We start from the raw sequence: 25,594 nt of genomic DNA, 5'->3' as shown, positions 1-25,594 counted from the left end.
CTGATCATATAAGATCAGTGTACTGATGTTTGTGGCGCGAAAAATCCTCGTTAACCCTGACTGGTGCGTGCCGTCCCGGGCGTGGGCGCGGCACTGTGCTGCAGCGTGGGACGTGCCTGCCAGCGCGCCAGGATCTCGCCCATGATGCCGCGGCGGAAAGTCAGCACGCAGACCACGAAGATCAGCCCGGTCACCATGCTGACCGACTCGCCCAGCGTATCGAACCAGCCGATCCCGGTCATCTCCGCCAGCGCGTTGCCCGCATCCCCCAGCTTGTTCTCCAGCGCGACAATGACCAGCGCGCCGACCAGCGGGCCGGACAGGGTGCCCATGCCGCCAACCAGCGTCATCAGGATCACGGAGCCCGACATCATCCAGTGGACATCGGTCAGCGTGGCGAAGCCCAGCACCAGGGTCTTGAGCGCCCCCGCCAATCCCGCCAGCGCCGACGACAGCACGAATGCCAGCAGCTTGAACCGGTCCGCGTCATAGCCCAGCGAGACCGCGCGCGGCTCGTTCTCCTTGATCGCCCGCAGGATCTGCCCGAAGGGGGAGTTGACGATGCGCATGATGCCGAGGAAGGCAGCGACCGTGATCGCCAGCACGACGTAGTACATGGTGTGGTCGGACGCCAGCGGCAGCACGCCGAACAGTTCGCCGCGCGGTACCGCCTGCATGCCGTCTTCGCCCCCGGTCACCGGTGCCTGCAGGCAGAAGAAGTAGAACATCTGCGCCAGCGCCAGCGTGATCATGGCGAAGTAGATACCCTGGCGGCGGATCGCCAGCGCGCCGAACACCAGCCCCAGCAGGGCGCCGAATGCAGTGCCGGCCAGCAAGGCCAGTTCCGGCGTGAGCTGCAGCGACTTCATCGCGTAGCCACAGGCATAGGCCGCGCCGCCGAAGAAGGCGGCATGGCCGAAGGACACCAGCCCGGTATAGCCCAGCAGCAGGTTGAAGGCGCAGGCAAACAGCGCGAAGCACAGCAGCTTCATCACCAGTACCGGGTAGGCGCCCAGCCAGGGCGCGAGCAGCAGGGCCGCCAGCAGTAGTCCGTACGCGAGCAGCGGCCGCGTTGCGTAAGTGGGGCTTGCCATCATTTCTCCTTTCCAAACAGGCCGGCGGGTCGCACCAGCAGCACGCAGACCATGGCGACAAAGACTACGGTCGCTGAGGCTTCGGGGTAATAGACCTTGGTGATGCCTTCGAACACACCCAGCCCCAGGCCGGTAAAGATCGAGCCGAGGATCGACCCCATGCCGCCGATCACCACCACCGCGAACACCGTGATGATCAGGTTCTGCCCCATCAGCGGCGACACCTGCATGACTGGCGCGGCGAGCACACCCGCAAGCGCTGCCAGGCCTACGCCAAAGGCATAGGTCAGGGTCACCAGCAGCGGCACGTTGACGCCGAAGGCCTCGACCATGCGCGGATTCTCGGTGCCGGCGCGCAGGTAGGCGCCCAGCCGGGTCTTCTCGATCATGAACCAGGTGGCGAAGCACACCGTCAGCGAGGCCAGCACCACCCAGGCGCGGTAGTTGGGCAGCACTATGAAGCCCAGCTGGCTGACGCCGGTCAACGCCTCCGGCGTGGGGTAGGGCAGGCCGGAGACTCCATAGACCGAGCGCAGCAGGCCTTCGATCAGCAGGCAGATGCCGAGCGTCAGCAGCAGCCCATACAGGTGGTCGAAGCGGTACAGGTGGCGCAGCATGGTGCGCTCCAGCACCACGCCCAGCGCACCGGCCGCCAGCGGCGCCAGCAGCAGCATCAGCCAGTAGTTGATCCCAAGGTAATTCAGGCCCATCCACGCCAGCACAGCGCCTAGCATGAACAACGCGCCATGGGCGAAATTGATCACGTTGAGCAGGCCGAAGATCACGGCCAGCCCCAGGCTCAGGATCGCGTAGAACGATCCGTTGACCAGCCCCAGCAGCAGCTGGCTCAGCAGCGCGGGCAGGGGCACTCCAAACAATTCCATGACAAGGTCTCCTTACACGCCCAGCAGGGCGTTGAGCGCGGGCATCTTCCGTTCCAGCTCGTTGGCGGCGAAGGCCTCCACGATGCGGCCGTGTTCCATCACGAAGAAGCGGTCCGCCAGCGGCGCCGCGAAGCGGAAGTTCTGTTCCACCATGACGATGGTGTAGCCCCTGCGGCGCAGCGTGGCGATCATCTTCGCGAGCTTCTGTACGATCACCGGGGCCAGCCCCTCCGAGATCTCGTCGAGCAGCAGCACGCTGGCGCCGGTGCGCAGGATGCGCGCCACCGCCAGCATCTGCTGCTCGCCGCCCGACATGCGCGTGCCCGGGCTCTTGCGCCGCTCGTGCAGGTTGGGGAACATCTCGTAGATCTCGGCAACGGACATCGGCTCGCGCAGTCCCGTCGCGCCCGGCGCTGCCTCGAAGGCAGGCGGCAGCATCAGGTTCTCTTCGCACGACAGGCTGGCAAAGATGGCGCGTTCCTCCGGGCAATACCCCAGCCCCAGCGGCGCGATGCGGTGGGTCTTCATGCCGATGGTTTCCCGGCCGAAGACGCGCACCGAGCCCTTGCGCGTGCCGGCCAGGCCCATGATGGCGCGCAGCGTGGTGGTGCGCCCCGCGCCGTTGCGGCCCAGCAGCGTCACCACTTCGCCCGGCTGGACCGCCAGGTCGACGCCGTGCAGGATGTGCGATTCGCCGTACCAGGCATGCAGGTCCCGCAATTCCAGGGCGGGGGTGGCGGTTACAGTCATGCGGCCTCCTGCTGGTCTTCCGTAGTTCCCATATAGGCTTCCTTCACCTGCGGGTTGCGCGAGATCTCCTCATACGTGCCCTCGGCCAGCACGGCGCCGCGCTGCAGCACCGTGATGCGATCGACGATCGACGACACCACGCTCATGTTGTGCTCCACCATCAGCACGGTCCGTCCCGCCGACACGCGCTTGATCAGCGCCGTCACGGTCTCGACGTCCTCATGGCCCATGCCTTGCGTGGGCTCGTCCAGCAGCATTAGTTCGGGATCGGTGGCGAGCGTGGTGGCCAGCTCCAGCGCGCGCTTGCGTCCGTAGGCCAGTTCGGCCGTGCCGAGATGCGCGAAGCCGGCAAGGCCCACGTCATCCAGCAGTTCCATGGCGCGCGCATCCAGCCGCGACAGCGAGCGCCTGCCGCGCCAGAAATGCCATGACGTACCCAGCTTGCGCTGCAGCGCGATGCGCACGTTCTCCAGCACGGTCAGCTGCGGGAACACCGCCGAAATCTGGAACGAGCGGATCACGCCCATGCGGGCGATCTGCGCCGGCCGCAGCGCGGTGATGTCGGCACCGTTGAAATGGATGGAGCCGGACGACGGCGCGTGGAACTTGGTCAGCAGATTGAAGCAGGTGGTCTTGCCGGCGCCGTTGGGGCCGATCAACGCATGGATCGAGCCCCTCCGCACGGACAGGCTGACATCGCTGACGGCGGTAAAGCCTTTGAACGCCTTGGTCAGCCCCTGCGTGCGCAGGATCACGTCTTGCTCAGGCATTGGCGCGCTCACTTCTTGACCAGCGGGCATTCGCTGGCGGAGAGGGGACGGAAGGCTTCGTCGCCAGGGATCGTGCCGATGTACTTGACCAGGTCCCACGGGTCTTTCGATTCCGCCGGCGTCTTGGCCTGGGCCAGGTACATGTCGTGCACCATGCGCCCATCGATCCGGACCTTGCCATTGCGCACGAAGGCGTCGTTGACGGGCAGCGCGCGCATCTTGTCCGCCACCGCGGGCCCCTCGACGGTCTTGGCGGCTTCCACGGACTTCAGGTAGTGCAACACGCCCGAGTAGACACCGATCTGCCCATGGGTGGGATATGCCTTGTGGCGCTTGTAATAGCGCTCGACGAAGTCCTTCGACTTCGCGTCGAGGTCGAGCCTGAACGGGTCGACGTAGGTCAGGCCCTGCGCGGCGGGCAGTCCCAGGCTCTTGATATCGGTGATGAAGGTGGACGGCGTGATCACCGTCTGGCCCGCCTTGATCAGGCCGAACTCGCCGGCCGCCTTGACGCCGTTGATCATGTCATTGCCGGCATTGGCCAGCACCACCACCTTGGCCTTGGAGGCCGACGCCGCGACCACCGGGCTGCTGAAGTCGCTGGCATTGAGCGGATGGCGCGTGCTGCCCACGTTCTTGCCGCCGCCGGCATCCACTGCCTTGCGGAAGTCGGCCTCCAGCGACTGGCCAAAGGCGTAGTCCACCGTGATGTAGTACCAGCTGTTGCGGCCCTGGTCAATCAGGCGGCGGACCAGCGGATAAGACACGGAGTAGGTGTCCCAGGCCCAGTGGAATCCCGTGGGCGAGCAATTCTGGTTGGTCAGCGCCATGGCACCGCCGGTGGAGACGATGTCGATCTTCTGCTTCTGGCGCGCCACTTCCTGCACAGCCAGCGCCGTCGATGAGTTGGGGAAGTCGATCACCATGTCGACGCCGTCGGTATCGAACCAGCGGCGCGCCAGCGACGAGGCGATATCGGCCTTGTTCTGGTGATCGGCTGACAGCACCGTGACGGGCTTGCCCAGCGCCTTGCCGCCGAACTCCTCGACGGCCATCTGGGCGGCGACGACGGAGCCCTTGCCGGACAGGTCGGCATAGGAGCCGGACATATCGGTGATGACGCCGATCTTCACGCCGCTGGCGTCGGCCAGGGCAGGCGTGGCCTGCGCCAGGCCGAGCACGGCGGATGACGCGGCAAGGGTGCGGAGGATGCGAGAGGTGGACATGGGGGCTCCAGGTTGTCTGCGCGAAGGGATGGAAGTTGGCGATGGCTGCATTCGCCCGCCGCGGGCGCCATCGCTGCGCTCGCGCGGTAAATAATTCAGTATGCTGAATATATGCCGATGAAAAGGGCGGATTTCTCCGCCCTGCAAGTGCACCGGGTGGCAGTGCTTAGGTGGAAAGATCGCCCCCGCGCGTCTCCGGCACGAACACCATGCCGATGACGAAGGCGAGTCCGGCGATGACCACCGGATACCACAGGCCAAAGTACACGTCGCCGCTGGACACGTTCATTGCCGTGACCACGAACGACAGCATGCCGCCAACCCAGCCCGCACCAAGGTGGAAGGGCAGCGACAGCGAGGTGTAGCGCACCCTCGCCGGGAACAGCTCGACCATGAAGGCGGCCATCGGGCCATAGACCATGGCCAGGAACAGGATCGGCACCAGCAGCAATATGAACACCATCGGCGTATTCATCCTGGCCGGATCGGCGCGCTCCGGCCAGCCGGCATCGACCAGTGCGCCCTTGATGGCGGCGCGGTCGAAGCCCTGCAGCGTGCGCTCGCCGATCCGCACTTCCGCCTGGGCCGGGTCGCTGGCCGGCACGAAGGTGTAGCCAACGCCGAGGTCGGTCAGGTAGCCGCGGATCTTGTCGCAGGCCGACACCGGTTCGCCGAACAGGCGTGCCTTGCAGCCGCCAGCGGTCACCTGCACCGTGCCTTGCCGCTGGAACTGCTCCAGCGCCGGATTGGCGTAGTGGGTCAGCCCCTTGAACACCGGCTGGGTGCATAGCGCAGCCAGCAGGCACGCCGCCATCATGATGTACTTGCGGCCGATACGATCCGACAGCCAGCCGAAGAACAGGTAGCACGGCGTGGCTACCACCAGTGCGATCGCGATCAGCTTGTGCACGGTTTCGATCGGCACCTGCAGCGTCTTGTTGAGGAAGAACATGCTGTAGAAGTGGCCGGTGCCGAAGATCGCGCCAAGCCCGGCGGCCACCACGAACAGCAGCAGCACCGACTTCAGGTTTTTCCACTGAGTGAAACTCTCGCGGATGGGGGACTTCGAGGTGGCATTGCCCGCCTTCATGCGCGCGAACACCGGCGATTCATGCAACTTGCCGCGGATGTACACCGAGATCACCAGCATGACCAGCGACACGATGAACGGGATGCGCCAGCCCCACGCGCGGAATTCCGCCTCAGTCAGGAAGGTCTTGAGCAGATACACCACGGACAGAGAGGCCAGCAGCCCCAGGGTGGCGGTGGTCTGCAGCGAGCTGGTGTAGAGGCCCCGCTTGCTTGCCGGCGAGTGCTCGGCGACGTACGTGACCGCGCCGCCCACTTCGCCGCCCAGCGCCAGGCCTTGCAGCAGGCGCAGCAAAACCAGCAGCACCGTTGCGGTGATGCCGATCTGCTCATACGTCGGCAGCACGCCCACGCCCACCGTGGCCACCCCCATCAGCAGGATGGTGACCAGGAAGGTGTACTTGCGGCCGATCAGGTCGCCCAGGCGCCCGAACAGCAGCGCGCCTACGGGGCGGATCAGGAAGCCGGCGCCAAAGGTGGCCAGGCTCGCCAGGAAAGCGGCTGTTTCGTTGCCCGGCGGAAAGAATAAAGCACCGAAGTACACGGCCAGCGCCGCGTAGATGTAAAAGTCATACCACTCCATCAGGGCGCCGAAGGATGAGGCAAGGATGACCTTGCGTTCTTCAGCAGTCATGCCGGAGGCTTGGGCGCGTGTCTCGGCGCGGGTCAGGCTGATCGTCATGGCGGGGGTCCTCTTGGTCAGGCCGTTGTCTCTGTTGTTTGTTTGCTTCCCGGTGGTGCAGGCGCCGGTGGCGCGGCTCGTTCATGGCTTGCCGCTGTGCAGCGCTGCATGCTGCCGGTGCATCAGTCAGTATGCTGATGAGAAGCGCAGTATGCTGAGCAAAATGCGGGCCAGTGCCGACGCCGCCCGCTGTCTTGCAAAGGCGCCGGAAAGCCCGATTTAAACGGTTATTTCATATCGTCAGCATACTGATCATCTGCGAATCAGTGTACTGAGCGACTTTGCCCATCGTTATAGGTGTTAACCCTTCGCGCCGCGTCTGGACTTTTGAAATGTCGCTGACTAGAATCCGAAACTAATCAGTGTACTGAGCAATTAGCGAAGCAACGCGTTTGCGCACGCGGGACAAGCTCGGCACGCAGCGATTCCATCCATCAGGAGCCCCCACCAGCATGAACTACGTGAAGAAGATCGCCCTGGAAGAGCATTTCATGACCCCTGGTTTCCAGGCTTATTCCAAAGGGTTCACGCAGCATATCGATCCGGCGGTGTTCGCCGAGCTCGGTCGCCGCCTTGCCGATTTCGACGAAGAGCGGCTTGCCGAGATGGACCGGTGCGGCATCGACATCACCGTGCTGTCGCAAACCGGCCCGGGCGTGCAGGGCGAGCCTGACGCCGGCCTCGCGCTGGCACGGGCGCGCGAGAGCAATGACTTCCTGGCGGCGCAGATCGCCCGCCATCCGACGCGCTATGCCGGCTTTGCCGCGCTACCGATGCAGGATCCCGGGCAGGCGGCGGCCGAACTGGAGCGCGCCGTGCAGCAGCTCGGCTTCAAGGGCTCGCTGGTGAACGGCCATACGCATGGTCGCTACTACGATGACCCTGCTTATGACGGTTTCTGGGAACGCATGCAGGCGCTGGATGTGCCGATGTACCTGCATCCCACCGATGCCTTCGTGTCGCCGCAAGTGCTCGCAGGCCATCCGGAGCTGGCCGGGGCGGCGTGGGGGTGGGGCGTGGAAACCGCATCGCATGCGCTGCGGCTGCTGTTCAGCGGCGTGTTCGACCGCTTCCCGCGCCTGAAGCTGATCCTCGGCCATATGGGCGAGGGCCTGCCGTACCAGCGCTGGCGCTTTGACAGCCGCTTCGCGGTCTATTCGCACGGCGTCAAGCTGGAGCGCGCGCCGTCCGAGTATATCGGCAGCAATATTGTCATCACCACCTCGGGCGTGTGTTCGCACGGCGCGCTGATGGGCGCCATTGCCGAACTGGGACCGGAGGCGGTGATGTTCTCGGTCGACTATCCCTATGAATCCACCGAAGCGGCCGCGAAGTTCATCGACAGCGCACCGCTCGACGACACCACGCGCGCGCTGGTCTGCCACGGCAACGCGCAACGCCTGCTCAAGCTCTGATCGCACCCACCGGGAACCCCCAATGCAAAAAGTCCTTCGTATCGGCCAGATTGTCCCCAGTTCGAACACGACGATGGAAACTGAAATCCCCGCCATGCTGATGGCGCGCCAGCAGATCCGCCCGGAGCGCTTCACCTTCCACTCGAGCCGCATGCGGATGAAGAAGGTGGTCAAGGAAGAGCTGGCGGCAATGGATGCCGAGTCCGACCGCTGCGCGGTGGAACTAAGCGATGCCCGCGTCGATGTGCTCGGCTATGCGTGCCTGGTCGCGATCATGGCAATGGGCCATGGCTACCACCGGCAGTCCGAACAGCGCCTGAAGGCGCACACCACGGCCAACGGCGGCGATGCCCCTGTCATCACCAGTGCCGGCGCACTGGTGGATGCGCTCAAGGTGATGGGCGCGAAGCGCATTGCGGTGGTCGCGCCCTACATGAAGCCACTGACCGAACTGGTGGTGGACTACATCCGCAACGAGGGCTATGAAGTCGTGGACTACCGCGCGCTGGAAATTCCCGACAACCTGGAAGTCGGCCGCCATGATCCCGCGCGCCTGCCGGGCATCGTTGCGCAGATGAACACGCAGGACGCCGACGTGATCGTGCTGTCTGCCTGCGTGCAGATGCCGTCGCTCCCGGCTGTGGCCAGGGTCGAGGCGATGACCGGAAAGCCGGTGCTCACCGCCGCCATTGCTACCACCTACGCGATGCTCCGTGCGCTGGATCTGGAGCCAGTCGTGCCGGGCGCGGGCGCGCTGCTGTCCGGCGCTTACTGAGGAGCGGCCATGAGCACCTTCCTTTACGGGGGCCACGTCCACGCCAACGGCATCCGGCAGCACTACCTGCGCTACGGCGGCAATGCAGGGGAGCGTGCCGCGCGTGATGCCGTCATTGTCGTGCCGGGCATCACCAGCCCCGCGATCACGTGGGGCTTTGTCGGCGAGCGCTTCGGCACGCGCTTCGACACCTACATCCTCGACGTGCGCGGCCGCGGGCTGTCGTCGGCGGAGCCGGAGCTCGATTACGGCCTGGATGCACAGGCGCGCGACATAACGGCCTTTGCCGAAGCGCTGGGCCTGCCGCGCTACAGCGTGGTTGGCCATTCGATGGGCGCACGGATCGGCCTGCGTGCCGCGGCGGGGCAGCCGAGCGGGCTGGCGCGGCTGGTGATGGTCGATCCGCCAGTCTCGGGGCCCGGCCGTCGCCCGTATCCGGCGCAGCTTCCGTGGTACGTCGATTCGATCAGGCTGTCCCGGCAAAGCACCGACCTGGATGGCATGCGCCGCTTCTGCCCGACCTGGACCGACGAGCAGTTGCGCCTGCGCGCCGAATGGCTGCACACCTGCAATGAAGAGGCGGTGGTGCGCAGCTTCGAGGATTTCCATCGTGACGACATCCACGCCGACATGCCGCGGGTCAGGGTGCCCACGTTGCTGATGACCGCCGGCCGCGGCGACGTGGTGCGGCCCGAAGATGTCGCGGAGATTCGCACGCTGCTGCCAGGCGTGTTGGTCAGTCACGTCGCCAAGGCGGGCCACATGGTCCCGTGGGACGACGAAGCGGGCTTTTACGCGGCGCTGGAGGATTTCCTCGGCGCGCCGCTGTTGCAATGACGAACAAGGAACCGACATGCCGGTAAGCGACCACCAGATGATCGAGGCCTGGCGCAAGGTGCTGCGGCTGTCCCGGCTGGAGCCGGGTCAGACCGTCACCATCCTGACCAGTGCCGCCACCCACCCGCAGACGCTGTCCACCGCGCTCACCGCCACGCAGTCGATGGGCGCCATCGTCAACCGGCTTGACCTGCCGCCCGTCAACGGCGAAAAGGCACTGAGCCGCGATGCGCTCGCCTACCTCGGCACCACGCCGCTGACCGGCAACCCGGCGGCCATCGCTGCGCTGAAGGCGAGCGACCTGGTGCTGGACCTGATGACACTGCTGTTCTCGCCCGAGCAGCACGAGATCCTGCAGGGCGGAACCAGGATCCTGCTGGCCGTGGAGCCGCCCGAGGTGCTTGCGCGCATGGTGCCCTGCGAAGCTGATCGCGAACGCGTGAAGGCGGCCTCGCAGCGGCTGGCAAACGCGCAGGAAATGCACGTCGTCTCGCCCGCCGGCACCGACCTGCGCTGCCCGCTGGGTGAATTCCCCGCCATCAGCGAGTACGGCTTTGTCGACGAGCCCGGGCGCTGGGACCACTGGCCCAGCGGCTTCGCACTGACCTGGCCGAACGAAGGCGCCGCCTACGGGACCATCGTGCTGGACCAGGGGGACATCCTGCTGCCGCAAAAGACCTACGTCACCGCACCGATCCGTCTGACGGTAGAAGCAGGCTTTGCGACGCGCATCGAAGGCGGGCTACATGCCGAACTGCTGAGCGAATACATGGCGTCATTCAACGATCCCGAAGCCTATGCCATCTCGCATATCGGCTGGGGGTTGCAGCCGCGCGCGCACTGGTCCACGCTGGGCCTGTACGACCGAGAGGCCACCATCGGCATGGATGCGCGCGCTTTCGAGGGCAACTTCCTGTTCTCGCTCGGTCCGAACAACGAGGCCGGCGGCCATCGCACCACGGCCTGCCATATCGACATCCCGGTGCGCCGCTGCACCGTGCGCCTGGACGGTGTCGACGTGGTGACCGCGGGCAAGGTGACCGACGGTTTCCGCTACCCGGAGCACATGTCGTGATGCACAAGGAAATCGACGCGTACCAGCGCCAGGGCTTCGGCAATGCGCTGGAGCTGACTGGGCCCTTCGGGTTGCTGATCGTGGACTTCGTCAACGGATTCGCCGATCCGGCGATATTCGGCGGCGGCAATATCCGCGAGGCCATTGCCAATACCGTGCCGCTGCTTGCAGCGACGCGGCGCGAAGGCTGGCCGGTCGCGCACAGCCGCATCGTGTTTGCGGACGATGGCGCGGACCACAACGTCTTCTCGATGAAGGTGCCGAACATGCTGACGCTGAAGGAGCATGCCTTCAACAGCGCCATCGTCGAAGAGCTGGCGCCGCACCCGGGCGAACTGGTGGTGCGCAAGACCGTGCCGTCGGCGTTTTTCGGCACGTCGCTGGCGGCGTGGTTGACGCAGCGCGGCGTGCGCACGCTGGTGGTGGCCGGTGCCGTGACTAGCGGATGCGTGCGGGCCAGCGTGGTCGATGCGATGCAATACGGCTTCCGCCCGCTGGTGCTGTCCGACTGCGTGGGTGACCGCGCGCTGGGACCGCATGAGGCCAACCTGTTCGACATGGCGCAAAAGTACGCAACGGTCGTCACGCGGACGGAGGGGCTTGCCGCCATCGGCGTGCGGGAATAGGCGCCCGCAAGGGCATGGCGGCCTGCCGGGATGCGGTAAAGCCGCAATTGACAGGGCCGCCCGCATTTTCATAGGATTTTGGTCAGTATGCTGAATAAGCCACGCTTATCATCGGAACGGACAGGGCAATGACATCGTCGATCGAACCGGATCACCCGGAAAGTGCGCGCGGCCAGGGAGTCGGCGCGCGCGTGGCGCGCAAGGAGGACGCCCGTCATCTGCACGGAAAGGGCCGCTTCGTCGCGGACATCGCCATGCCGGACTTGCAGGAAGTGGCGTTCCTGCGCAGCCCGGTCGCACATGCCAGGCTGCTGTCGGTGACCAAGCCGTCCCCGCACGCCGCCGCGGTGATCGTGCGTGAAGACATGACGGCGGCCAGCGACATCGTCGCCGACTCGGCCTTCCCGTCCTACCAGCCCTCGGCACAGCCGCCACTGGCCAGCGGCAAGGTGCGCTTCGTTGGCGAACCAGTGGCGATGGCGTTCGCGCCCACGCGCGCCGAGGCGGAAGACATCGCCGAGCAGGTCGCCGTGTCGTTCGACGAGCTGCCCGCGCTGGCCGACGTTACCCAGGCCCGCCAGCTTGCCCGCGAGCTGCGCGTGCATGACCACTGGCGCGACAACACCTTCCTGACGCTGACCGCCGAAAAGAACTTCGAGACGCGCCAGCGCGAGGCCACGGTCGTAGTGCGCCGCAAGATCGATCTGGCGCGCCAGTGCATGGTGCCGATGGAAGGCAAGGCGGTGCTGGCCTACTGGGACCACCAGTTCGACCAACTGGTGGTCTACAGCGCGACACAGGTGCCGCACATGATCCGCACGATCCTGGCGCACTGCCTGGGGCTGGAGCAGGAGCGCGTGCGGGTGATCTCGCCCGACGTGGGTGGTGCCTTCGGCTATAAGTGCGTGCTGCAGCAGGAAGAGCTGTGCATCGCGTGGCTGGCGCTGACCTACAAGCGCCCGTTCCGCTTTATCGAGGACCGGCGCGAGCATTTGACCGCCGGCGCGAACTCGCGCGAACACCACTACGACCTGACCGCGTATGCCGATGCGCGCGGCCGCTTGCTGGCGCTGGATGCAAAGATCGTGATCGATGGCGGCGCCTACTCGGTCTGGCCGTTTACCATCGGCCTGGAGCCGGGGCAGGCGATCGGAAACCTGCCGGGGCCGTACGCCTTCGACGGGTACCGCTGCGAAACCACTTGCGTGGCGACGAACAAGCCGGGCTTCGTACCCTATCGCGGCGTGGCGCGCACCGGCGTCTGCTTTGCGATGGAGTTGATGGTCGACGCCATCGCCCGCGAAGTGGGACGCGAGCCGTGGGAAGTGCGCTGCGAAAACCTGGTGCCGCCCGAGGCCATGCCCTATGTCAACGTCACCAACAAGCATTTCGACGGCGGCGACTATCCGGCCAGCGTACGCAAGGCCATGGAGATGATCGGCCTGCCCGCGATCCGTGCGCGCCAGAAGGCGGGGCCGCAGGGCAGCACCTATGTCGGCGTGGGTTTCGGCACCTACACCGAGCAATCTGCGCACGGCACGTCGGTGTTCGCCGCGTGGGGCACGCCGGTGATCCCGGGCTTCGATTCTGCGACGGTGCGCATCACGCCGGACGGTGGACTGGAGGTGCGCGTGGGCGTGCATTCGCACGGGCAGGGCATGGAAACCACCTTTGCGCAGATTGCCAACGAGATCCTTGGCATCGATATCGCGCGGATCAAGGTGGTGCACGGGGATACCGGACTGACGCCATTCTCGACCGGCACGTATGCCTCGCGCTCGCTGGTGATGTCAGGCGGGGCGGTATCGCGTGCGTGCAAGGCACTGCTGCCGCGTCTGCTGAAGATTGGCGCGCACTTGCTCGGCCAGCCGCAGGACGCCGTGGCGTTCCGCGATGGGGCCGTGGCCGCCGGGGATGCGGACACCGCCGATATCGCGCGCATCGCCAACGCCTGGTACATCAACCCGCACCTGTTGCCGCCGGACGTCGACGCGCAGGGGCTGGAAGTCACGATGGGCTTCAAGCCCGCCGTCGATACCGGCAGCTTCACCTACGCCACGCATGCCGTGGCTGTGGAAGTCGATATCGACTCCGGCCACGTCGGGATCCTCGACTACGTGGTGGTGGAGGACTGCGGCACCATGATCAACCCGATGGTGGTGGAAGGGCAGACCTACGGCGGCGTGGCGCAGGGCATCGGCACCGCGATGTTCGAAGCCATGCACTACGACGGCAATGGCCAGCCGCTGGCGTCGACGCTGGCGGACTACATGCTGCCGGGACCCACAGAGATCCCGTCGATCCGCATCCATCATTTCGAGACGCCCTCGCCGCATACGGAGTTCGGCGCCAAGGGCATGGGCGAGGGCGGGGCGATCGCGCCGCCAGCGGCCATCTTCAATGCCGTCAACGACGCGCTGCGCGATTTCGGCGTCGAGCTGAAGGAGACGCCGCTGACACCGCGCAAGATCCTGGAAGCGCTGGAGGCGGCCGAGGCCGATGCGCATAACCGGAAGGCTGCCTGACCGATGAAAGCCGTTGCATTCTCCTACCACGCACCCGGCTCGCTGCCGGAGGCGCTGTCCCGCCTGGGCGCGACCACCAATGTATCCAAGGCCATGGGCGGCGGGCAATCGCTGGGGCCAATGCTGAACCTGCGCCTGACCCGGCCCGATACGGTGGTCGATGTGTCGGCGCTGCGCGAATTGCGCGACGTGACCGCAGCCGCTGACGGCATCCGCATCGGCGCCTGCGTCACCCACGCGCAGATCGAGGACGGCGTGTTCGAACCGCTGCGCGGCACCATGCTGCAGGCCGTTGCCGGCGGCATCGCCTATCGGGCGATCCGCAATCGTGGCACCGTAGGCGGCAGCCTCGCGCATGCGGATCCGGCGGCCGACTGGGTCGTGGCAATGACCGCATTGGGCGCGCGCATCGAGATCGCATCCGCGGCCGGCATGCGCGAAGTACCGATGGAGTCGTTCATGATCGGCGCCTACACCACCGTGCTGGCCGACGGCGAGCTGATCGCCGCAGTGCGGGTGCCGCTGAAGACCGCGCACAGCCGCTGGGGCTACCAGAAGCTGTGCCGCAAGACCGGCGAATTCGCCGAGGCCAGCTGCGCCGCTTACTTCGACGCCAGCCGCCGCTTCGCCCGCATCGTGCTCGGCGCGCTGGACGGTCCGCCCATGGTGCTGCCCGGCCTGACGCGCGCCGTGGCGGCGCAGGGCGCGGCCGCGCTGACGGCCGATGCCGTTGCCGAAGCCGTCGCGCAGGCCGCGCCGGGCAAGGACGCCATCGACCGCAAGCTGTACCGAACCGTCGTGACGCGCTGCGTCACGCAACTGCTGAACTGAGGAGCGTCCCGTGCAGACCATCGAATTCACTGTCAACGGCCGCCGGGTGTCCGGCGCGTGCGCGGACCGGACGCATCTGGGCGACTACCTGCGCGACACGCATCGCCTGACCGGCACCCACCTTGGCTGCGAGCACGGCGTGTGCGGCGCCTGCACCGTGCTGGTGGACGACAAGCCGGTGCGCTCGTGCATCACCTTTGCCGCCGCCTGCCAGGGCGCCGAGATCGTCACGGTGGAGGGCTACGAGGACGACGCGGTCATGGCCGACCTGCGTGCCGCCTTCAACCGGCATCACGCGCTGCAATGCGGCTTCTGTACGCCGGGGATGCTGGCCACCGCGCGCGATATCGTGCTGCGCCTGCCCGATGCCGACGAGGCCACCATCCGCCATGAGCTGTCCGGCAACCTGTGTCGCTGCACCGGCTATATGGGCATCGTTGCCGCCATCCGTTCGGTACTGGATGCACGCCGCACAGCCGCCGGCGTGATTGCACGGCATGCCGGCGCGGCCGCCGCCACGATGCCGTTTGCGGGTTTCACCGTCGCGGCTGAAGCGCTCGGCACGCAGGCGCACCTGGCTGCGGCGGGCAGTGCCGAGCCGGAACGTTCGGCCGACCGCAAGGGTTGGTCGCGCATTGAAGGCAGCTTTACAGTGCCCTATGCACTGGAGGACGTATGGGCCTTCATGGCGGACCTGCCGGCCGTGGCGGGCTGCCTGCCGGGCGCGGTGCTGACGGAAGTGGCGGGGGAAAAGGTCAAGGGCCATATCGCCATCAAGTTCGGCCCCATGTCGGCGAGGTTCGAGGGCGCCGCGCGCCTGCAGCGCGATGATGCAAACCAGCGCGGCGTGCTGAAAGGGGCGGGGCAGGACTCGCTCAGCAATTCCAAGGCCGCGGGCGATATCGCCTATGCGCTCAAGGCCTTGTCCGCCGGCGAGACCGAAGTTGCGGTTGACCTGCAGTATTCGCTGCAAGGGCCGCTGGCCCAGTTCTCGCGCTCGGGGCTGGTGCGCGACTTCGTGCGGCGGATGATCGCCGACTTCGGCAAGTCGGTGTCGCGCAGGATGGACCCCACGCTCAGCGAGGCCGAACGCAACCAGGCCGTGCGCCTGAACCCGGTGACAATGTTCTTCGGCGTGCTGTGGGAGCGTGTGAAACGTTTGTTCGGCGCCCGCTGAACAACCCTGGCCGGGTAGGCGGGAGGCGCGGCCTTCCTTGCCCGCCTTACCCCGGATGCACTACAACCAGTAGTGCGGTGGCAGTGGTCTTGCCGCCATTGGAGATCGCATGTGCGACATCGGCCGCATAGCGCGCGGTCTCGCCGTGCCGCAGCTTCTTCTCGTCCGCGCCGGCGCGCACCGTCATCGACCCGCCCAATACCGTCAGGTGTTCCTGCGTGCCGGCCTCATGCGGCTCGGAGGCCAGCACGCCACCGGCCTGGATGGTCAGTTCATACCACTCGAAGCGCCCGGCCAGTTCGATCGGGCCAAGGATGCGCAGGTCGCAGCGGGTATCAGGGCTTTTCAACGACGGGATCGCGTGTGGCTGGACCACGGTGATGCCACCGCCGGGCCGCTCCGCGGCGCCGCCGGCGAGGAAGTCTGTCAGGCTTACGCCGAGCGCATTGGCCAGCCGCCACAGCACCGCAACGGTGGGGTTGGCCAGGTTGCGTTCGATCTGCGACAGCATCGACTTGGATACGCCGGCGCGGCGCGACAGTTCGTCGAGCGACAGCCGCTGCTGCTGGCGCAGTGCCTGCAGCGCCAGGCCGACTGCCGGCGGGCCTTCGGCTTGCGGGGTCTGGGCCGGGGCTTGCGTCATGGATGGATGTTCGTTATATTGCGCAAAATGTTCGATATACAGAACACGTTCGATTTATCGATCGAATCCTAGCACATCCCCAGCACGCCACTGCACACCACCGGAGCCAGCCATGTCGAATGCCGAGCCATTCTACGCATCCATCCGCACCGAACTCGACGCGATCCGCGAGGCCGGGCTGTTCAAGCAGGAGCGCGTGATCGCCACGCCGCAGGGCGCGCGGGTGCGCACCACCGACGGCCGCGAGGTGATCAATCTGTGTGCCAACAACTACCTTGGGCTGTCCTCGCACCCGCAAGTGATCGAGGCCGCGCACGAGGCGTTGCGCACGCATGGCTTCGGGCTGAGTTCGGTGCGCTTTATCTGCGGCACGCAGGACCTGCACAAGACGCTGGAAGCGCGGCTGTCGGCTTTCCTGGGCACCGAGGACACCATCCTCTATGGCTCGGCATTCGATGCCAACGGCGGGTTGTTCGAGACGCTGCTGGGCGCCGAGGACGCGGTCATCAGCGATGCGCTCAACCATGCTTCGATCATCGACGGCATCCGCCTGAGCAAGGCGCGCCGCTACCGCTACCAGCACAACGACCTCGACGACCTGCGCGTGCAGCTGACGCAGGCGCGCGCGGACGGCGCGCGCTTCATGCTGGTCTTTACCGACGGTGCGTTCTCGATGGATGGCACCATCGCGCGGCTCGACGAGATGCGCGGGATCTGCGACGAGTATGGCGCGCTGCTGGGCATCGACGAATGCCACGCCACTGGCTTCCTGGGAGCGCGCGGACGCGGCACGCATGAGCTGCGCGGCGTGTTCGGCAAGATCGACATCATCACCGGCACGCTGGGCAAGGCGCTGGGCGGCGCGTCCGGCGGCTTCACCAGCGCGCGCCAGGAAGTGGTGGCGCTGCTGCGCCAGCGCTCGCGGCCCTATCTGTTCTCCAATACGGTGGCGCCAGCGATCGTGGGCGCATCGATCGCGGTGCTCGATATCCTGGAAGGCAGCACCGAGCTGCGCGACCGGCTGGAACACAACACCAGGTTCTTCCGCGCGGGGCTGGACAAGCTGGGCTTCGACGTCAAGGCCGGCGAACACCCCATCATCCCGATCATGGTCTACGACGCCGAGAAGGCGCAGCAGCTCGCGCAGCGCCTGCTGGAACTGGGTGTGTACGTGGTCGGCTTCTTCTACCCGGTGGTGCCAAAGGGCCAGGCCCGTATCCGCGTGCAGATGAGCGCGCTGCATGACGAGGCCGCGCTGCAGGCGGCGCTGGATGCGTTCGGCCAGGCCGGCCGCGAACTGGGGCTGATCTGATGGCCAACGGCACTCCCAGGATCCTGATCGTCGGCGCCAACGGCCAGATCGGCTCGGAACTGGCACTGGCGCTGGCCGAGCGCTACGGCCGCACCAACGTCATCACCTCTGACGTGGTGCCGACCGGCCGCCACGTGCACATCACGCACGAGATGCTCAACGCCACCGACCGCGGCGAACTCGCCACCGTGGTCGAGCGTCATGGCATCACGCAGGTCTACCTGCTGGCGGCGGCGCTGTCGGCCACCGGCGAAAAGGCGCCGCAGTGGGCCTGGAACCTGAACATGACGAGCCTGCTCAACGTGCTGGAGCTGGCGCGGCAGACCGGGCTGGAGCGCGTGTTCTGGCCCAGCTCGATCGCGGCGTTCGGCCCGACCACGCCATCCGTGGATACGCCGCAGAAGACCGTGATGGAGCCGACCACGGTCTATGGCATCTCCAAGCAGGCGGGCGAGGGCTGGTGCCGCTGGTACCACGCCAACCACGGCGTCGACGTGCGCAGCGTGCGCTATCCGGGGCTGATCTCGCACAAGACGCCGCCGGGCGGCGGCACCACCGACTATGCGGTCGACATCTTCCATGCGGCCGTGAAGGGCGAGCCCTACACGTGCTTCCTGAAGGAAGACGAGGCCCTGCCGATGATGTACATGCCCGACGCCCTGCGCGCCACCATCGAACTGATGGAGGCACCGGCCGAACGGCTGGGCGAACGCGGCAGCTACAACATCGCCGGCACCACCTTTACGCCCGCGCAGATCGCCGCGGCGATCCGCGAGCATGTGCCGGACTTCGAGATCCGCTACGAACCCGACTACCGCCAGGCGATCGCGCAAGGCTGGCCCGATTCGATCGACGATTCGGTGGCGCGCGCGGACTGGGGGTGGAAGGCGCAGTACGGTCTGAAGGAAATGGTCGCGGACATGCTGGCCAACCTGAGGGCGACGCTCGCCCCCTGAGCGCTATGGCACGGCAGCGTCGATCGCGATCCGCACGCCTTCGCTGCCGACTGCCAGCGGACCGCTGCGCCCGACCAGGTCGCCTGACTGCGGCATGGCATTCCCGCTCGCGGAAATGCGCGCTTCCACCACCACCTGCGTGTGGCCCGACAGCTTGCGGTCGGGCCGCATCGCCATCGCATCATCCAGCGTGAACGACAGCGGCAGGTCGCGCGCCTGCCGGCGTACGACCGCCAGCGGCATGCGCGAGCCGTCGGCGGGCAAGGCGTAGACGAAGAGGGTGTCGCCTGGCTGCGGCGTGCGCCCGGCCTTCTCGCTGAGCGTGACCATGCCGGTAATCTTCGCCGGCTGCGCGGCGGAAGTGCCGCGCGCCGCGGCGAGGTTGGCAGCAACGCGTGCCGCGGTCTGCGAGTCCGGAGGCAGCAGCCGGTGCAGGTGTTCCCAGTAGCCGATCGCCGTCTGCGTGTCGCCGCGTTCCACCGCCGCGCTGGCCGCCAGCGCCAGGGCCTTGGGGTCATCCGGATCCAGTGCCAGCGCCCGCCTGATCTCCGCCATTGGCGGGCCTTGCAGTGAGCCGTTGTTGAGGCTGGCCAGCACGTCGGCGTAGTCGGCGCGCAGCGGCGCCACCTCGGGCGCCAGTTCGACGGCGCGGGCGTAGGCCGCGGCCGCGTCGGCATACCGCTCCAGCACGCTGTAGGAACGCGCCAGCATGGCCCAGCCTTCGGGATCGGCGGGGGCTTCGCGCAGCCGCTGCGCCAGCTGGTTGACCATGCCTTCTACCTGCGCCCCGCTGAGCTGGTGCTGGCTGCCGCTCGCTTGCGGTATGTCGTCGGCGCGCCAGAGCGCGACGGGGTTGCCCAGGTGCAGGTAGAGCAGGATGGCGGTGCTCGGTAACGCCGCCAGCAACGCTGCGGCGAGCAGCGGCGAGCTGCTGGCGCGGCGCGTGCCGGTGGCGGTATTTGCGGCTTCATCCAGCAGCCGGCGGCCGAGTTCGTCGCGGGCTTCGGCATGCCGGGTTGCGTTCAGCGTGCCGTTGCGCAGGTCGGCGTCGAGTTCGCGCAACTGGTCGCGGTACAGGTTGACCAGCAGCGTGCGCTCCGGGGTGCCAGGGTCAGGCGTGGCGTGGCGGCGCAGCAGCGGCCACAGCAAGCCGGCCATGGCGGCGGCAATCAGAGCGGCGGCGAGCAGCCAGAAGGTCGTCATGGTTGTCGGGGGCGGGCAGGATCGGCGTCATCAAGCAGGTTTTCCAGCTGGCTGCGCGCGCGGTCGTCGAGCGTCGCGTCGGCTTGCTTGCCCCGCGCACGTGCGCGCAGGATCGCGACCGCCACGCCGGCAACCAGGAGCAGCGGGCCAAACCACAACAGCCACGTCAGCGGCCGCAGCGGCGGCTTGTACAGCACGAAGTCGCCGTAGCGCTGCACCATGTAGTCCTTGACTGCCTGGTCGCTGGCGCCGCCGCGCAGCTGCTCTCGGATCTGGCGGCGCAGGTCGACGGCCAGGTCGGCGTTGGAATCGGCCAGCGTCTGGTTCTGGCACACCAGGCAGCGCAGTTCGTTGGACAGTGCATGCACGCGCGTATCGAGCTCGGCCTCGGTCGGCGCGGCAGCCGCCTGCATCGACAGGCAGCAGCATAGCCACAGGGCAAGCCCCAGCCTACGCATGGCTGCCTCGCTGTCGCTGCAGGCGCTCGATCAGCGGGATCAGCTTCTGCTCCAGCACCTCGCGCGTGACCGGGCCGACCTGGCGGTAGCGCACTACGCCCCGCCGGTCGATGACAAAGGTCTCGGGCACGCCATAGACGCCGTAGTCGATGCCCACGCGGCCGTCGGCGTCGACCAGCGATGCCGTGTAGGGATTCCCGAGCCGCTGCAGCCAGTCGCGCGCGGCGCCGGCCTCGTCCTTGTAGTTAAGGCCGTAGAGCGGCACCGGCGCGCGCGCGGCAAAGTCGACCAGCACCGGGTGCTCCGTGCGGCAGGCCGCGCACCACGATGCCCACACGTTCAGCAACCACACCTTGCCTTGCATGTCGGCGGACGCCAGTGTGCGGCCTTCCGGTTCCAGCAGCGGCAGCGTGAAGGCGGGCGCGGTCTTGCCGACCAGCGGCGATGGCAGCTCGCGCGGATCGTGACGCAGCCCCGCCGCCAGCGCGACGGCCAGCGCGAGGAAGGCGGCGAGCGGCAGCAGGAAGCGGGTCATGCCGGCGTCTCCTCGCGCGTGGAGGCTAGTGCGGGGGCCGCGGGCGAAGTCGTCGGCGCCGGAGCGGAGTCGGCCGCGACGCCGCGGCGCAGCCGGTAGCGCTTGTCGCACGCGGCCAGCAGGCCGCCCAGCGCCATCAGCACGCAGCCCGCCCAGATCCAGTCGACGAAGGGCTTGACGTGGATGCGCACGGCCCAGGCGCTGCCATCGACATTCTCGCCCAGCGCCACGTACAGGTCTCGCGTCAGACCGCTGTCGATCGCGGCCTCGGTGGTCGGCATGTCCTGGCTGCGGTAGATGCGGCGCTCGGGATAGAGCACCGCCACGCGCCTGCCGTCGCGCGATGCGGTCAGCGTGCCGCGCAGCGCGTCGTAGTTGGGGCCGGTGGCCTGCCTCACGCCGGCGAAGCGGAAGTCGTAGCCACCGACACTGACGGTATCGCCCGCGCGCATCGGCAGTTCGCGCAGGCTTTCCTGCCCGGTGACCAGCGTCACGCCCGCGATGAAGATGCCGACGCCGGCATGCGCCAGCAGCATGCCCCAGTAGCTGGGCGCGAGCTGGCGCAGCGCGCCGAGCCGGCGCCCCTGCTGGTGGCGCAGCCTTGCCGCCAGGCTCGCCACCGCGCTCAGCACGCACCAGGCCGCCAGCAGCAGCCCCAGTCCGGTCATGGCTGAGGCGTTGCGCAGCACCAGCAGCAGCCCCAGGCCGATGGCCAGGCTGGCGATGCCGGCCCAGCGCAGCCGCCGCGCCATGTCGGGCAGGCTGGCATGGCGCCAGCGCGCCAGCGGCGCGGCGCCCATCAGCAGCACCGCGGGTGCCATCAGCGGCACGAACACCTGCTCGAAGTAGGCGGGGCCGACCGAGATCTTGCCCAGCCCCAGCACATCGACCAGCAGCGGGTAGAGCGTGCCGAGCAGCACCGTGGCCGCCGCCACCGCCAGCAGCACGTTGTTGGCCAGCAGCAGCGATTCGCGCGAGATCGCGGCAAACTCGACACGCCGCGACAAGCGCGGCGCGCGCCACGCGTACAGCGCCAGCGCGATGCCGGTGACCAGGCCGAGCAGGGCCAGGATAAAGATGCCGCGCTTCGGGTCGACCGCGAACGCGTGGACCGAGGTCAGCACGCCGGAGCGGACCAGGAAGGTGCCGAGCAGGCTCAGCGAGAACGTGAAGATCGCCAGCAGCACGGTCCACGCGCGGAACGCGCCGCGCTTCTCCGTGACCGCCAGCGAATGCATCAATGCGGTCCCCGCCAGCCACGGCATGAACGAGGCGTTCTCGACCGGATCCCAGAACCACCAGCCGCCCCAGCCCAGTTCGTAATACGCCCACGCGCTGCCCAGCATGATGCCCAGCGTCAGGAAGGCCCACGCCACCGTGGTCCACGGCCGCGACCAGCGCGCCCAGGCAGCATCGACGCGCCCGGCCAGCAGCGCCGCCACGGCAAAGGCGAAGGTCACCGAGAAGCCGACGTAGCCCATGTAGAGCAGCGGGGGGTGGAATACCATGCCGGGATCCTGCAGCAGCGGATTGAGGTCGCGCCCCGCCATCGCCGGCGGCAGCAGCCGCACGAAGGGGTTGGAGGCAAACAGCAGGAACAGCAGGAAGCCCGCGCTGATCGCGCCCATCACGCCCAGCACGCGCGCCACCGCGGCCAGCGGCAGCTGGCGGCTGAAGCTCGCCACCGCCAGCGACCACAGCGCCAGCATCAGCGTCCACAGCAGCATCGAGCCTTCATGCCCGCCCCATACCGCCGCAATGCGGTAGGCAAGCGGCAGTGCGCTGTTGGAGTTGGCGGCGACATAGCGCACGCTGAAGTCGTTGGCGACAAAGCCCCATGCCAGCGCCGCGAACGACAATGCCACGAGCGCGCATTGCACGCGCGCCGCCGGCCGCGCCACCGCCATCCACCCCAGCCTGCCGTGCGCCGCGCCCGCCAGCGGCACGGCTGTCTGCACCAGCGCGACCAGCAGCGCGACGATCAGCGCGAGGTGCCCCAGTTCGGCGATCATCGGGGCGCTCCCTGCGCCGGCGCACCGGCCATGCGGCGGTTCACCTGTTCAGCCTGCTTCAGCGCATCGGCGGCTTCGGGCGGCATGTAGTTCTCGTCATGCTTGGCCAGCACCTCGCTGGCGATGAAGGTGCCGTCGGCTTCCAGCTTGCCGCGCGCGACCACGCCCTTGCCCTCGCGGAACAGGTCGGGCAGCAGGCCGCGGTAGCGCACCGGCACTTGCCGCGCGGTGTCGGTGACGACGAAGCGCACGGTCATGCCGTCGCCCTCGCGCCGGATCGAGCCGGGTTCGACCAGTCCGCCAAGCCGGAAGCTGCGCGCCACCGGCGCTTCCTGCGCGGCCACCTGGCTCGGGCTGAAGAAGAACACCAGGTTGGATCGGAAGGCATTGAGCACCAGCGCCAGCGCGATGCCGCCGCAGGCCAGGGCCGCGGCGAGCATGCCGAAGCGGCGCTGGCGCGGCGTCATCGGCGCGTGCCGGCCTGCTTCGCGCTGGCGCGGCAGCGGCGCGCCAGCAGCACCAGTTCCAGCGCCAGCAGCAGCGCGCTCATGCCGAACGCCCCGGCGATGAAGATGCCATGGTGCCCGTATGGCAGCACATGCGGGAGCAGCGACAGGGTCATGATGTCTCTCCGGTAAGCGGCGCCTCGCCGCGTTCGCGCAGGATGCAGCGCACGCGCACCAGCGCCACGGCGATGGTGTACATCCAGCACGCCAGCGTCATCAGCAGCATGCCGGCCAGCATGGTGGTGGCCATTGACGGTGCCGCCGTCAGGCTGACCGAAGCGCCCTGGTGCAGCGTGTTCCACCACAGCACCGAGAAGTAGATCACCGGGATATTGACCACACCCACCAGCGCCAGCACCGCGCACGCGCGCTCGGCGCGGCGCGGCTCGTCGATGGCGGATTCCAGCGCGATAAAGCCAAGGTACAGGAACAGCAGGATCAGCTCGGAGGTCAGCCGCGCATCCCAGACCCACCACGTGCCCCATGTCGGCTGGCCCCACAGCGCACCGGTCCAGAGCGCCAGCGCCGTGAACAGCGCGCCGGTTGGCGCCAGTGCCGAGGCCATCATCGACGACAGCCGTGTGCGCAGCACCAGCGCCAGCGCGCAGTAGCCGGCCATGACCAGGTAGATGAACATCGACATCCATGCCGCCGGCACGTGGATGAAGATGATGCGGTAGACCTCGCCCTGCTGCGCGTCCGTCGGCGCCACGGCAAAGCCGACATACAAGCCGGCGAGGGCGAACACCGCCGCCGCGGCGAAGCACCACGGCGCCATGCGTCCGGCCAGCGGATAGAACCGTACCGGCGCCGCGTACGCCATCCAGGCGGTATGTGGCCGCGGCGCCCGCCGCGCCCCGGCAGTATGCTGCGATGGCAGCGGCTGGCTCATGCCGGCGTCTCCATGGCGATGCGTAGCCCGGCGGCAGTGGCCAGCGGGCACAGGAACAGCGACAGCGCCAGGCATGCACCCAGCAACGAGAACTGCGGCACCACGTCGAGCCCGGCGTCGGCGGCCGCCGCGGCGCTGGCGCCGAACACCAGCACCGGCACGCACAGCGGCAGCACCAGGATGCACAGCAGCACCGCGCCGCCGCGCACGCCCAGCGTCAGCGCGGCGCCCACCGCGCCGATCAGGCTCAGCGCCGGCGTGCCGACCAGAAGCGAGGCCGACAGCAGCAGCGATGCACTCCACGGCAGCCCGTACTGCTGCGCCAGCAATGGCGTCAGCAGCAACAGCGGCAGGCCGCTGGTCAGCCAGTGCGCCGCGATCTTCGCCAGTACCAGCAGCGCCAGCGGATGCGGCGACAGCAGCAGCTGGTCGAGGCTGCCATCCGCGTGCTCCTGCGCGAACAGCCGCGACAGCGACAGCATCGACGCCAGCAGCGCCGTGACCCACAGGATCCCGGGTGCCAGCGCGCGCAACTGCTGCGGCTCGGGACCGATCGCCAGCGGGAACAGGCTCGCCGCGATGACAAAGAACACCACGCTGCCGAGCAGGCTGCCACGCCGGCGCCAGGACAGCGACACGTCGTGCGCGACGATGGCGGCCAGGGTGCGGGTCATGCCATCGTCTCCAGCCGCAGCACCGTGCCGCCGGCGCGCAGCAACTGGTGGGTGGCGATCACCGCCATGCCGCCCGCAGCCAGGTGCGCGTCGAGCTGCGCGTCGAAGCGCGCGCAGGCGTCGGCATCCAGCGCCGCCACCGGTTCGTCGAGCAGCCACAGCGCGCGCCGCGCCAGCGACAAACGCGCCAGCGCCACGCGCCGCCGCTGCCCTTGCGACAGCGCGCGCACCGGCGCGTGCGCGACACGCTCCAGCGCCTGCGCGGCCAAGGCACTCGCGACCGCGCCGGCCGCGTCGCTGCCGGCCATGCGCGCGGCAAAGCGCAGGTTTTCAGTCGGGCTCAGGTCCGGGTCGATGCCATTGGCATGGCCGACATAGGCTAGCGCCTGCAGGTAGGCCGGATCGCCGGCGCGCAGCGGCCGGCCGTGCCAGTGCAGCGTGCCTTCGTCCGGCACGGCGAGGCCGCACAGAACGCGCAGCAGGCTGGTCTTGCCGCTGCCGTTGGCGCCCAGAACCTGCAGCAGGCAACCGGGCGACAGCGCCAGGTCGATGCCGCGCAGCACCGGGCGGCCGGCGCGCGACAGGCCGAGCCCTTCACCGCTCAGCGCGGGCGCGGTATCTGGCCGGGCGGCGGGTGGCAGCACGCG

26 protein-coding genes are annotated in these 25,594 nt (G+C 67.8%); 10 read left to right on the top strand and 16 right to left on the bottom strand.

Annotation, left to right across the window (positions count from 1 at the left end; genetic code table 11):
- Positions 1-50: 50 nt before the first annotated feature.
- The 6 genes from ACIP1U_RS14585 to ACIP1U_RS14560 all read right to left on the bottom strand — a co-directional run bounded on the left by ACIP1U_RS14585 (position 51) and on the right by ACIP1U_RS14560 (position 6,495).
- The gene (locus ACIP1U_RS14585) at positions 51-1,094 is read right to left on the bottom strand and encodes a branched-chain amino acid ABC transporter permease (protein ID WP_400316016.1); all 1,044 of its coding nucleotides are present in this window, start codon (positions 1,092-1,094) and stop codon (positions 51-53) included.
- On the bottom strand, positions 1,094-1,978 hold the full coding sequence (locus ACIP1U_RS14580; RefSeq protein WP_400316014.1) for a branched-chain amino acid ABC transporter permease: 885 nt from the start codon (positions 1,976-1,978) through the stop codon (positions 1,094-1,096). The genes ACIP1U_RS14585 and ACIP1U_RS14580 overlap by 1 nt, the downstream gene beginning before the upstream one ends.
- Positions 1,979-1,990: 12 nt before the next feature.
- A complete protein-coding gene (locus ACIP1U_RS14575) occupies positions 1,991-2,728 on the bottom strand; it encodes an ABC transporter ATP-binding protein (protein ID WP_400316012.1) in 738 nt (245 codons plus the stop codon).
- Entirely contained in the window at positions 2,725-3,498 is a 774-nt protein-coding gene (locus ACIP1U_RS14570) for an ABC transporter ATP-binding protein (protein WP_400316010.1), read from the bottom strand. Before ACIP1U_RS14570 ends, ACIP1U_RS14575 begins: the two co-directional genes overlap by 4 nt.
- 8 nt (positions 3,499-3,506) lie before the next feature.
- Positions 3,507-4,724, bottom strand: a complete 1,218-nt coding sequence (locus ACIP1U_RS14565; RefSeq protein ID WP_400316008.1) for an ABC transporter substrate-binding protein — start codon at positions 4,722-4,724, stop codon at positions 3,507-3,509.
- 166 nt (positions 4,725-4,890) lie between these two features.
- Positions 4,891-6,495 (bottom strand): MFS transporter, encoded by a 1,605-nt coding sequence (locus ACIP1U_RS14560; protein ID WP_400316005.1) that lies wholly within the window; start codon positions 6,493-6,495, stop codon positions 4,891-4,893.
- Between the two features lie 452 nt (positions 6,496-6,947).
- Between ACIP1U_RS14560 and ACIP1U_RS14555 the strand changes: the two genes are divergently transcribed.
- The 8 genes from ACIP1U_RS14555 to ACIP1U_RS14520 all read left to right on the top strand — a co-directional run bounded on the left by ACIP1U_RS14555 (position 6,948) and on the right by ACIP1U_RS14520 (position 15,756).
- Positions 6,948-7,910 (top strand): amidohydrolase family protein, encoded by a 963-nt coding sequence (locus tag ACIP1U_RS14555; RefSeq protein WP_400316003.1) that lies wholly within the window; start codon positions 6,948-6,950, stop codon positions 7,908-7,910.
- Between the two features lie 22 nt (positions 7,911-7,932).
- Positions 7,933-8,685, top strand: coding sequence for an Asp/Glu racemase (locus tag ACIP1U_RS14550; RefSeq protein WP_116384643.1), 753 nt, complete (start codon positions 7,933-7,935; stop codon positions 8,683-8,685).
- A 9-nt stretch (positions 8,686-8,694) separates the two neighbouring features.
- Positions 8,695-9,522: an alpha/beta fold hydrolase gene (locus ACIP1U_RS14545; protein ID WP_400316001.1), complete on the top strand. Its 828-nt coding sequence runs from the start codon at positions 8,695-8,697 to the stop codon at positions 9,520-9,522.
- Between the two features lie 16 nt (positions 9,523-9,538).
- A complete protein-coding gene (locus tag ACIP1U_RS14540; protein WP_400315999.1) occupies positions 9,539-10,597 on the top strand; it encodes a 2,5-dihydroxypyridine 5,6-dioxygenase in 1,059 nt (352 codons plus the stop codon).
- Positions 10,597-11,223, top strand: a complete 627-nt coding sequence (locus tag ACIP1U_RS14535; protein ID WP_400316101.1) for an N-carbamoylsarcosine amidohydrolase — start codon at positions 10,597-10,599, stop codon at positions 11,221-11,223. Before ACIP1U_RS14540 ends, ACIP1U_RS14535 begins: the two co-directional genes overlap by 1 nt.
- Positions 11,224-11,351: 128 nt before the next feature.
- Positions 11,352-13,748, top strand: a complete 2,397-nt coding sequence (locus ACIP1U_RS14530; protein ID WP_400315997.1) for a xanthine dehydrogenase family protein molybdopterin-binding subunit — start codon at positions 11,352-11,354, stop codon at positions 13,746-13,748.
- 3 nt (positions 13,749-13,751) lie between these two features.
- Complete coding sequence (locus ACIP1U_RS14525; RefSeq protein WP_400315995.1) at positions 13,752-14,579, top strand: FAD binding domain-containing protein; 828 nt, start codon at positions 13,752-13,754, stop codon at positions 14,577-14,579.
- A 10-nt stretch (positions 14,580-14,589) separates the two neighbouring features.
- Positions 14,590-15,756: a 2Fe-2S iron-sulfur cluster-binding protein gene (locus tag ACIP1U_RS14520; protein WP_183299760.1), complete on the top strand. Its 1,167-nt coding sequence runs from the start codon at positions 14,590-14,592 to the stop codon at positions 15,754-15,756.
- A gap of 46 nt (positions 15,757-15,802) precedes the next feature.
- Here the strand turns inward: ACIP1U_RS14520 and ACIP1U_RS14515 are convergent, their stop codons facing one another.
- Positions 15,803-16,399 (bottom strand): helix-turn-helix domain-containing protein, encoded by a 597-nt coding sequence (locus tag ACIP1U_RS14515; protein WP_209757806.1) that lies wholly within the window; start codon positions 16,397-16,399, stop codon positions 15,803-15,805.
- Positions 16,400-16,511: 112 nt separating this feature from the next.
- Between ACIP1U_RS14515 and kbl the strand changes: the two genes are divergently transcribed.
- Together kbl and ACIP1U_RS14505 are read left to right on the top strand one after the other, a co-directional pair.
- The gene (gene kbl / locus ACIP1U_RS14510) at positions 16,512-17,711 is read left to right on the top strand and encodes a glycine C-acetyltransferase (RefSeq protein ID WP_400315992.1); all 1,200 of its coding nucleotides are present in this window, start codon (positions 16,512-16,514) and stop codon (positions 17,709-17,711) included.
- Complete coding sequence (locus ACIP1U_RS14505) at positions 17,711-18,667, top strand: L-threonine 3-dehydrogenase (RefSeq protein WP_400315990.1); 957 nt, start codon at positions 17,711-17,713, stop codon at positions 18,665-18,667. Before kbl ends, ACIP1U_RS14505 begins: the two co-directional genes overlap by 1 nt.
- A gap of 3 nt (positions 18,668-18,670) precedes the next feature.
- On the opposite strand, the gene ccmI is transcribed toward ACIP1U_RS14505, so the two are convergent.
- Genes ccmI through ccmA form a run of 9 tightly spaced genes read right to left on the bottom strand, consistent with a single transcriptional unit; the run spans position 18,671 to position 25,591 of the window.
- On the bottom strand, positions 18,671-19,870 hold the full coding sequence (gene ccmI / locus ACIP1U_RS14500) for a c-type cytochrome biogenesis protein CcmI (RefSeq protein WP_400315987.1): 1,200 nt from the start codon (positions 19,868-19,870) through the stop codon (positions 18,671-18,673).
- A complete protein-coding gene (locus ACIP1U_RS14495; RefSeq protein ID WP_400315984.1) occupies positions 19,867-20,328 on the bottom strand; it encodes a cytochrome c-type biogenesis protein CcmH in 462 nt (153 codons plus the stop codon). Before ACIP1U_RS14495 ends, ccmI begins: the two co-directional genes overlap by 4 nt.
- Entirely contained in the window at positions 20,321-20,863 is a 543-nt protein-coding gene (locus tag ACIP1U_RS14490; protein WP_400315981.1) for a DsbE family thiol:disulfide interchange protein, read from the bottom strand. Before ACIP1U_RS14490 ends, ACIP1U_RS14495 begins: the two co-directional genes overlap by 8 nt.
- Entirely contained in the window at positions 20,860-22,875 is a 2,016-nt protein-coding gene (locus ACIP1U_RS14485) for a heme lyase CcmF/NrfE family subunit (RefSeq protein WP_400315979.1), read from the bottom strand. The genes ACIP1U_RS14490 and ACIP1U_RS14485 overlap by 4 nt, the downstream gene beginning before the upstream one ends.
- Positions 22,872-23,342 (bottom strand): cytochrome c maturation protein CcmE, encoded by a 471-nt coding sequence (gene ccmE, locus ACIP1U_RS14480; RefSeq protein WP_400315976.1) that lies wholly within the window; start codon positions 23,340-23,342, stop codon positions 22,872-22,874. Before ccmE ends, ACIP1U_RS14485 begins: the two co-directional genes overlap by 4 nt.
- The gene (locus ACIP1U_RS14475) at positions 23,339-23,497 is read right to left on the bottom strand and encodes a heme exporter protein CcmD (protein WP_209757788.1); all 159 of its coding nucleotides are present in this window, start codon (positions 23,495-23,497) and stop codon (positions 23,339-23,341) included. The genes ccmE and ACIP1U_RS14475 overlap by 4 nt, the downstream gene beginning before the upstream one ends.
- A complete protein-coding gene (locus ACIP1U_RS14470; RefSeq protein WP_400315972.1) occupies positions 23,494-24,273 on the bottom strand; it encodes a heme ABC transporter permease in 780 nt (259 codons plus the stop codon). The genes ACIP1U_RS14475 and ACIP1U_RS14470 overlap by 4 nt, the downstream gene beginning before the upstream one ends.
- Entirely contained in the window at positions 24,270-24,947 is a 678-nt protein-coding gene (gene ccmB, locus ACIP1U_RS14465; protein WP_252681180.1) for a heme exporter protein CcmB, read from the bottom strand. The genes ACIP1U_RS14470 and ccmB overlap by 4 nt, the downstream gene beginning before the upstream one ends.
- Positions 24,944-25,591 (bottom strand): cytochrome c biogenesis heme-transporting ATPase CcmA, encoded by a 648-nt coding sequence (gene ccmA, locus ACIP1U_RS14460; RefSeq protein WP_400315969.1) that lies wholly within the window; start codon positions 25,589-25,591, stop codon positions 24,944-24,946. The genes ccmB and ccmA overlap by 4 nt, the downstream gene beginning before the upstream one ends.
- Between the last annotated feature and the right edge of the window lie 3 nt (positions 25,592-25,594).

This window comes from Cupriavidus sp. NPDC089707, assembly GCF_044748965.1.
Lineage (GTDB): Bacteria > Pseudomonadota > Gammaproteobacteria > Burkholderiales > Burkholderiaceae > Cupriavidus.
The sequence above is the reverse complement of the archived record's forward strand: the minus strand, read 5'-3'. Positions and strand labels throughout refer to the sequence as shown.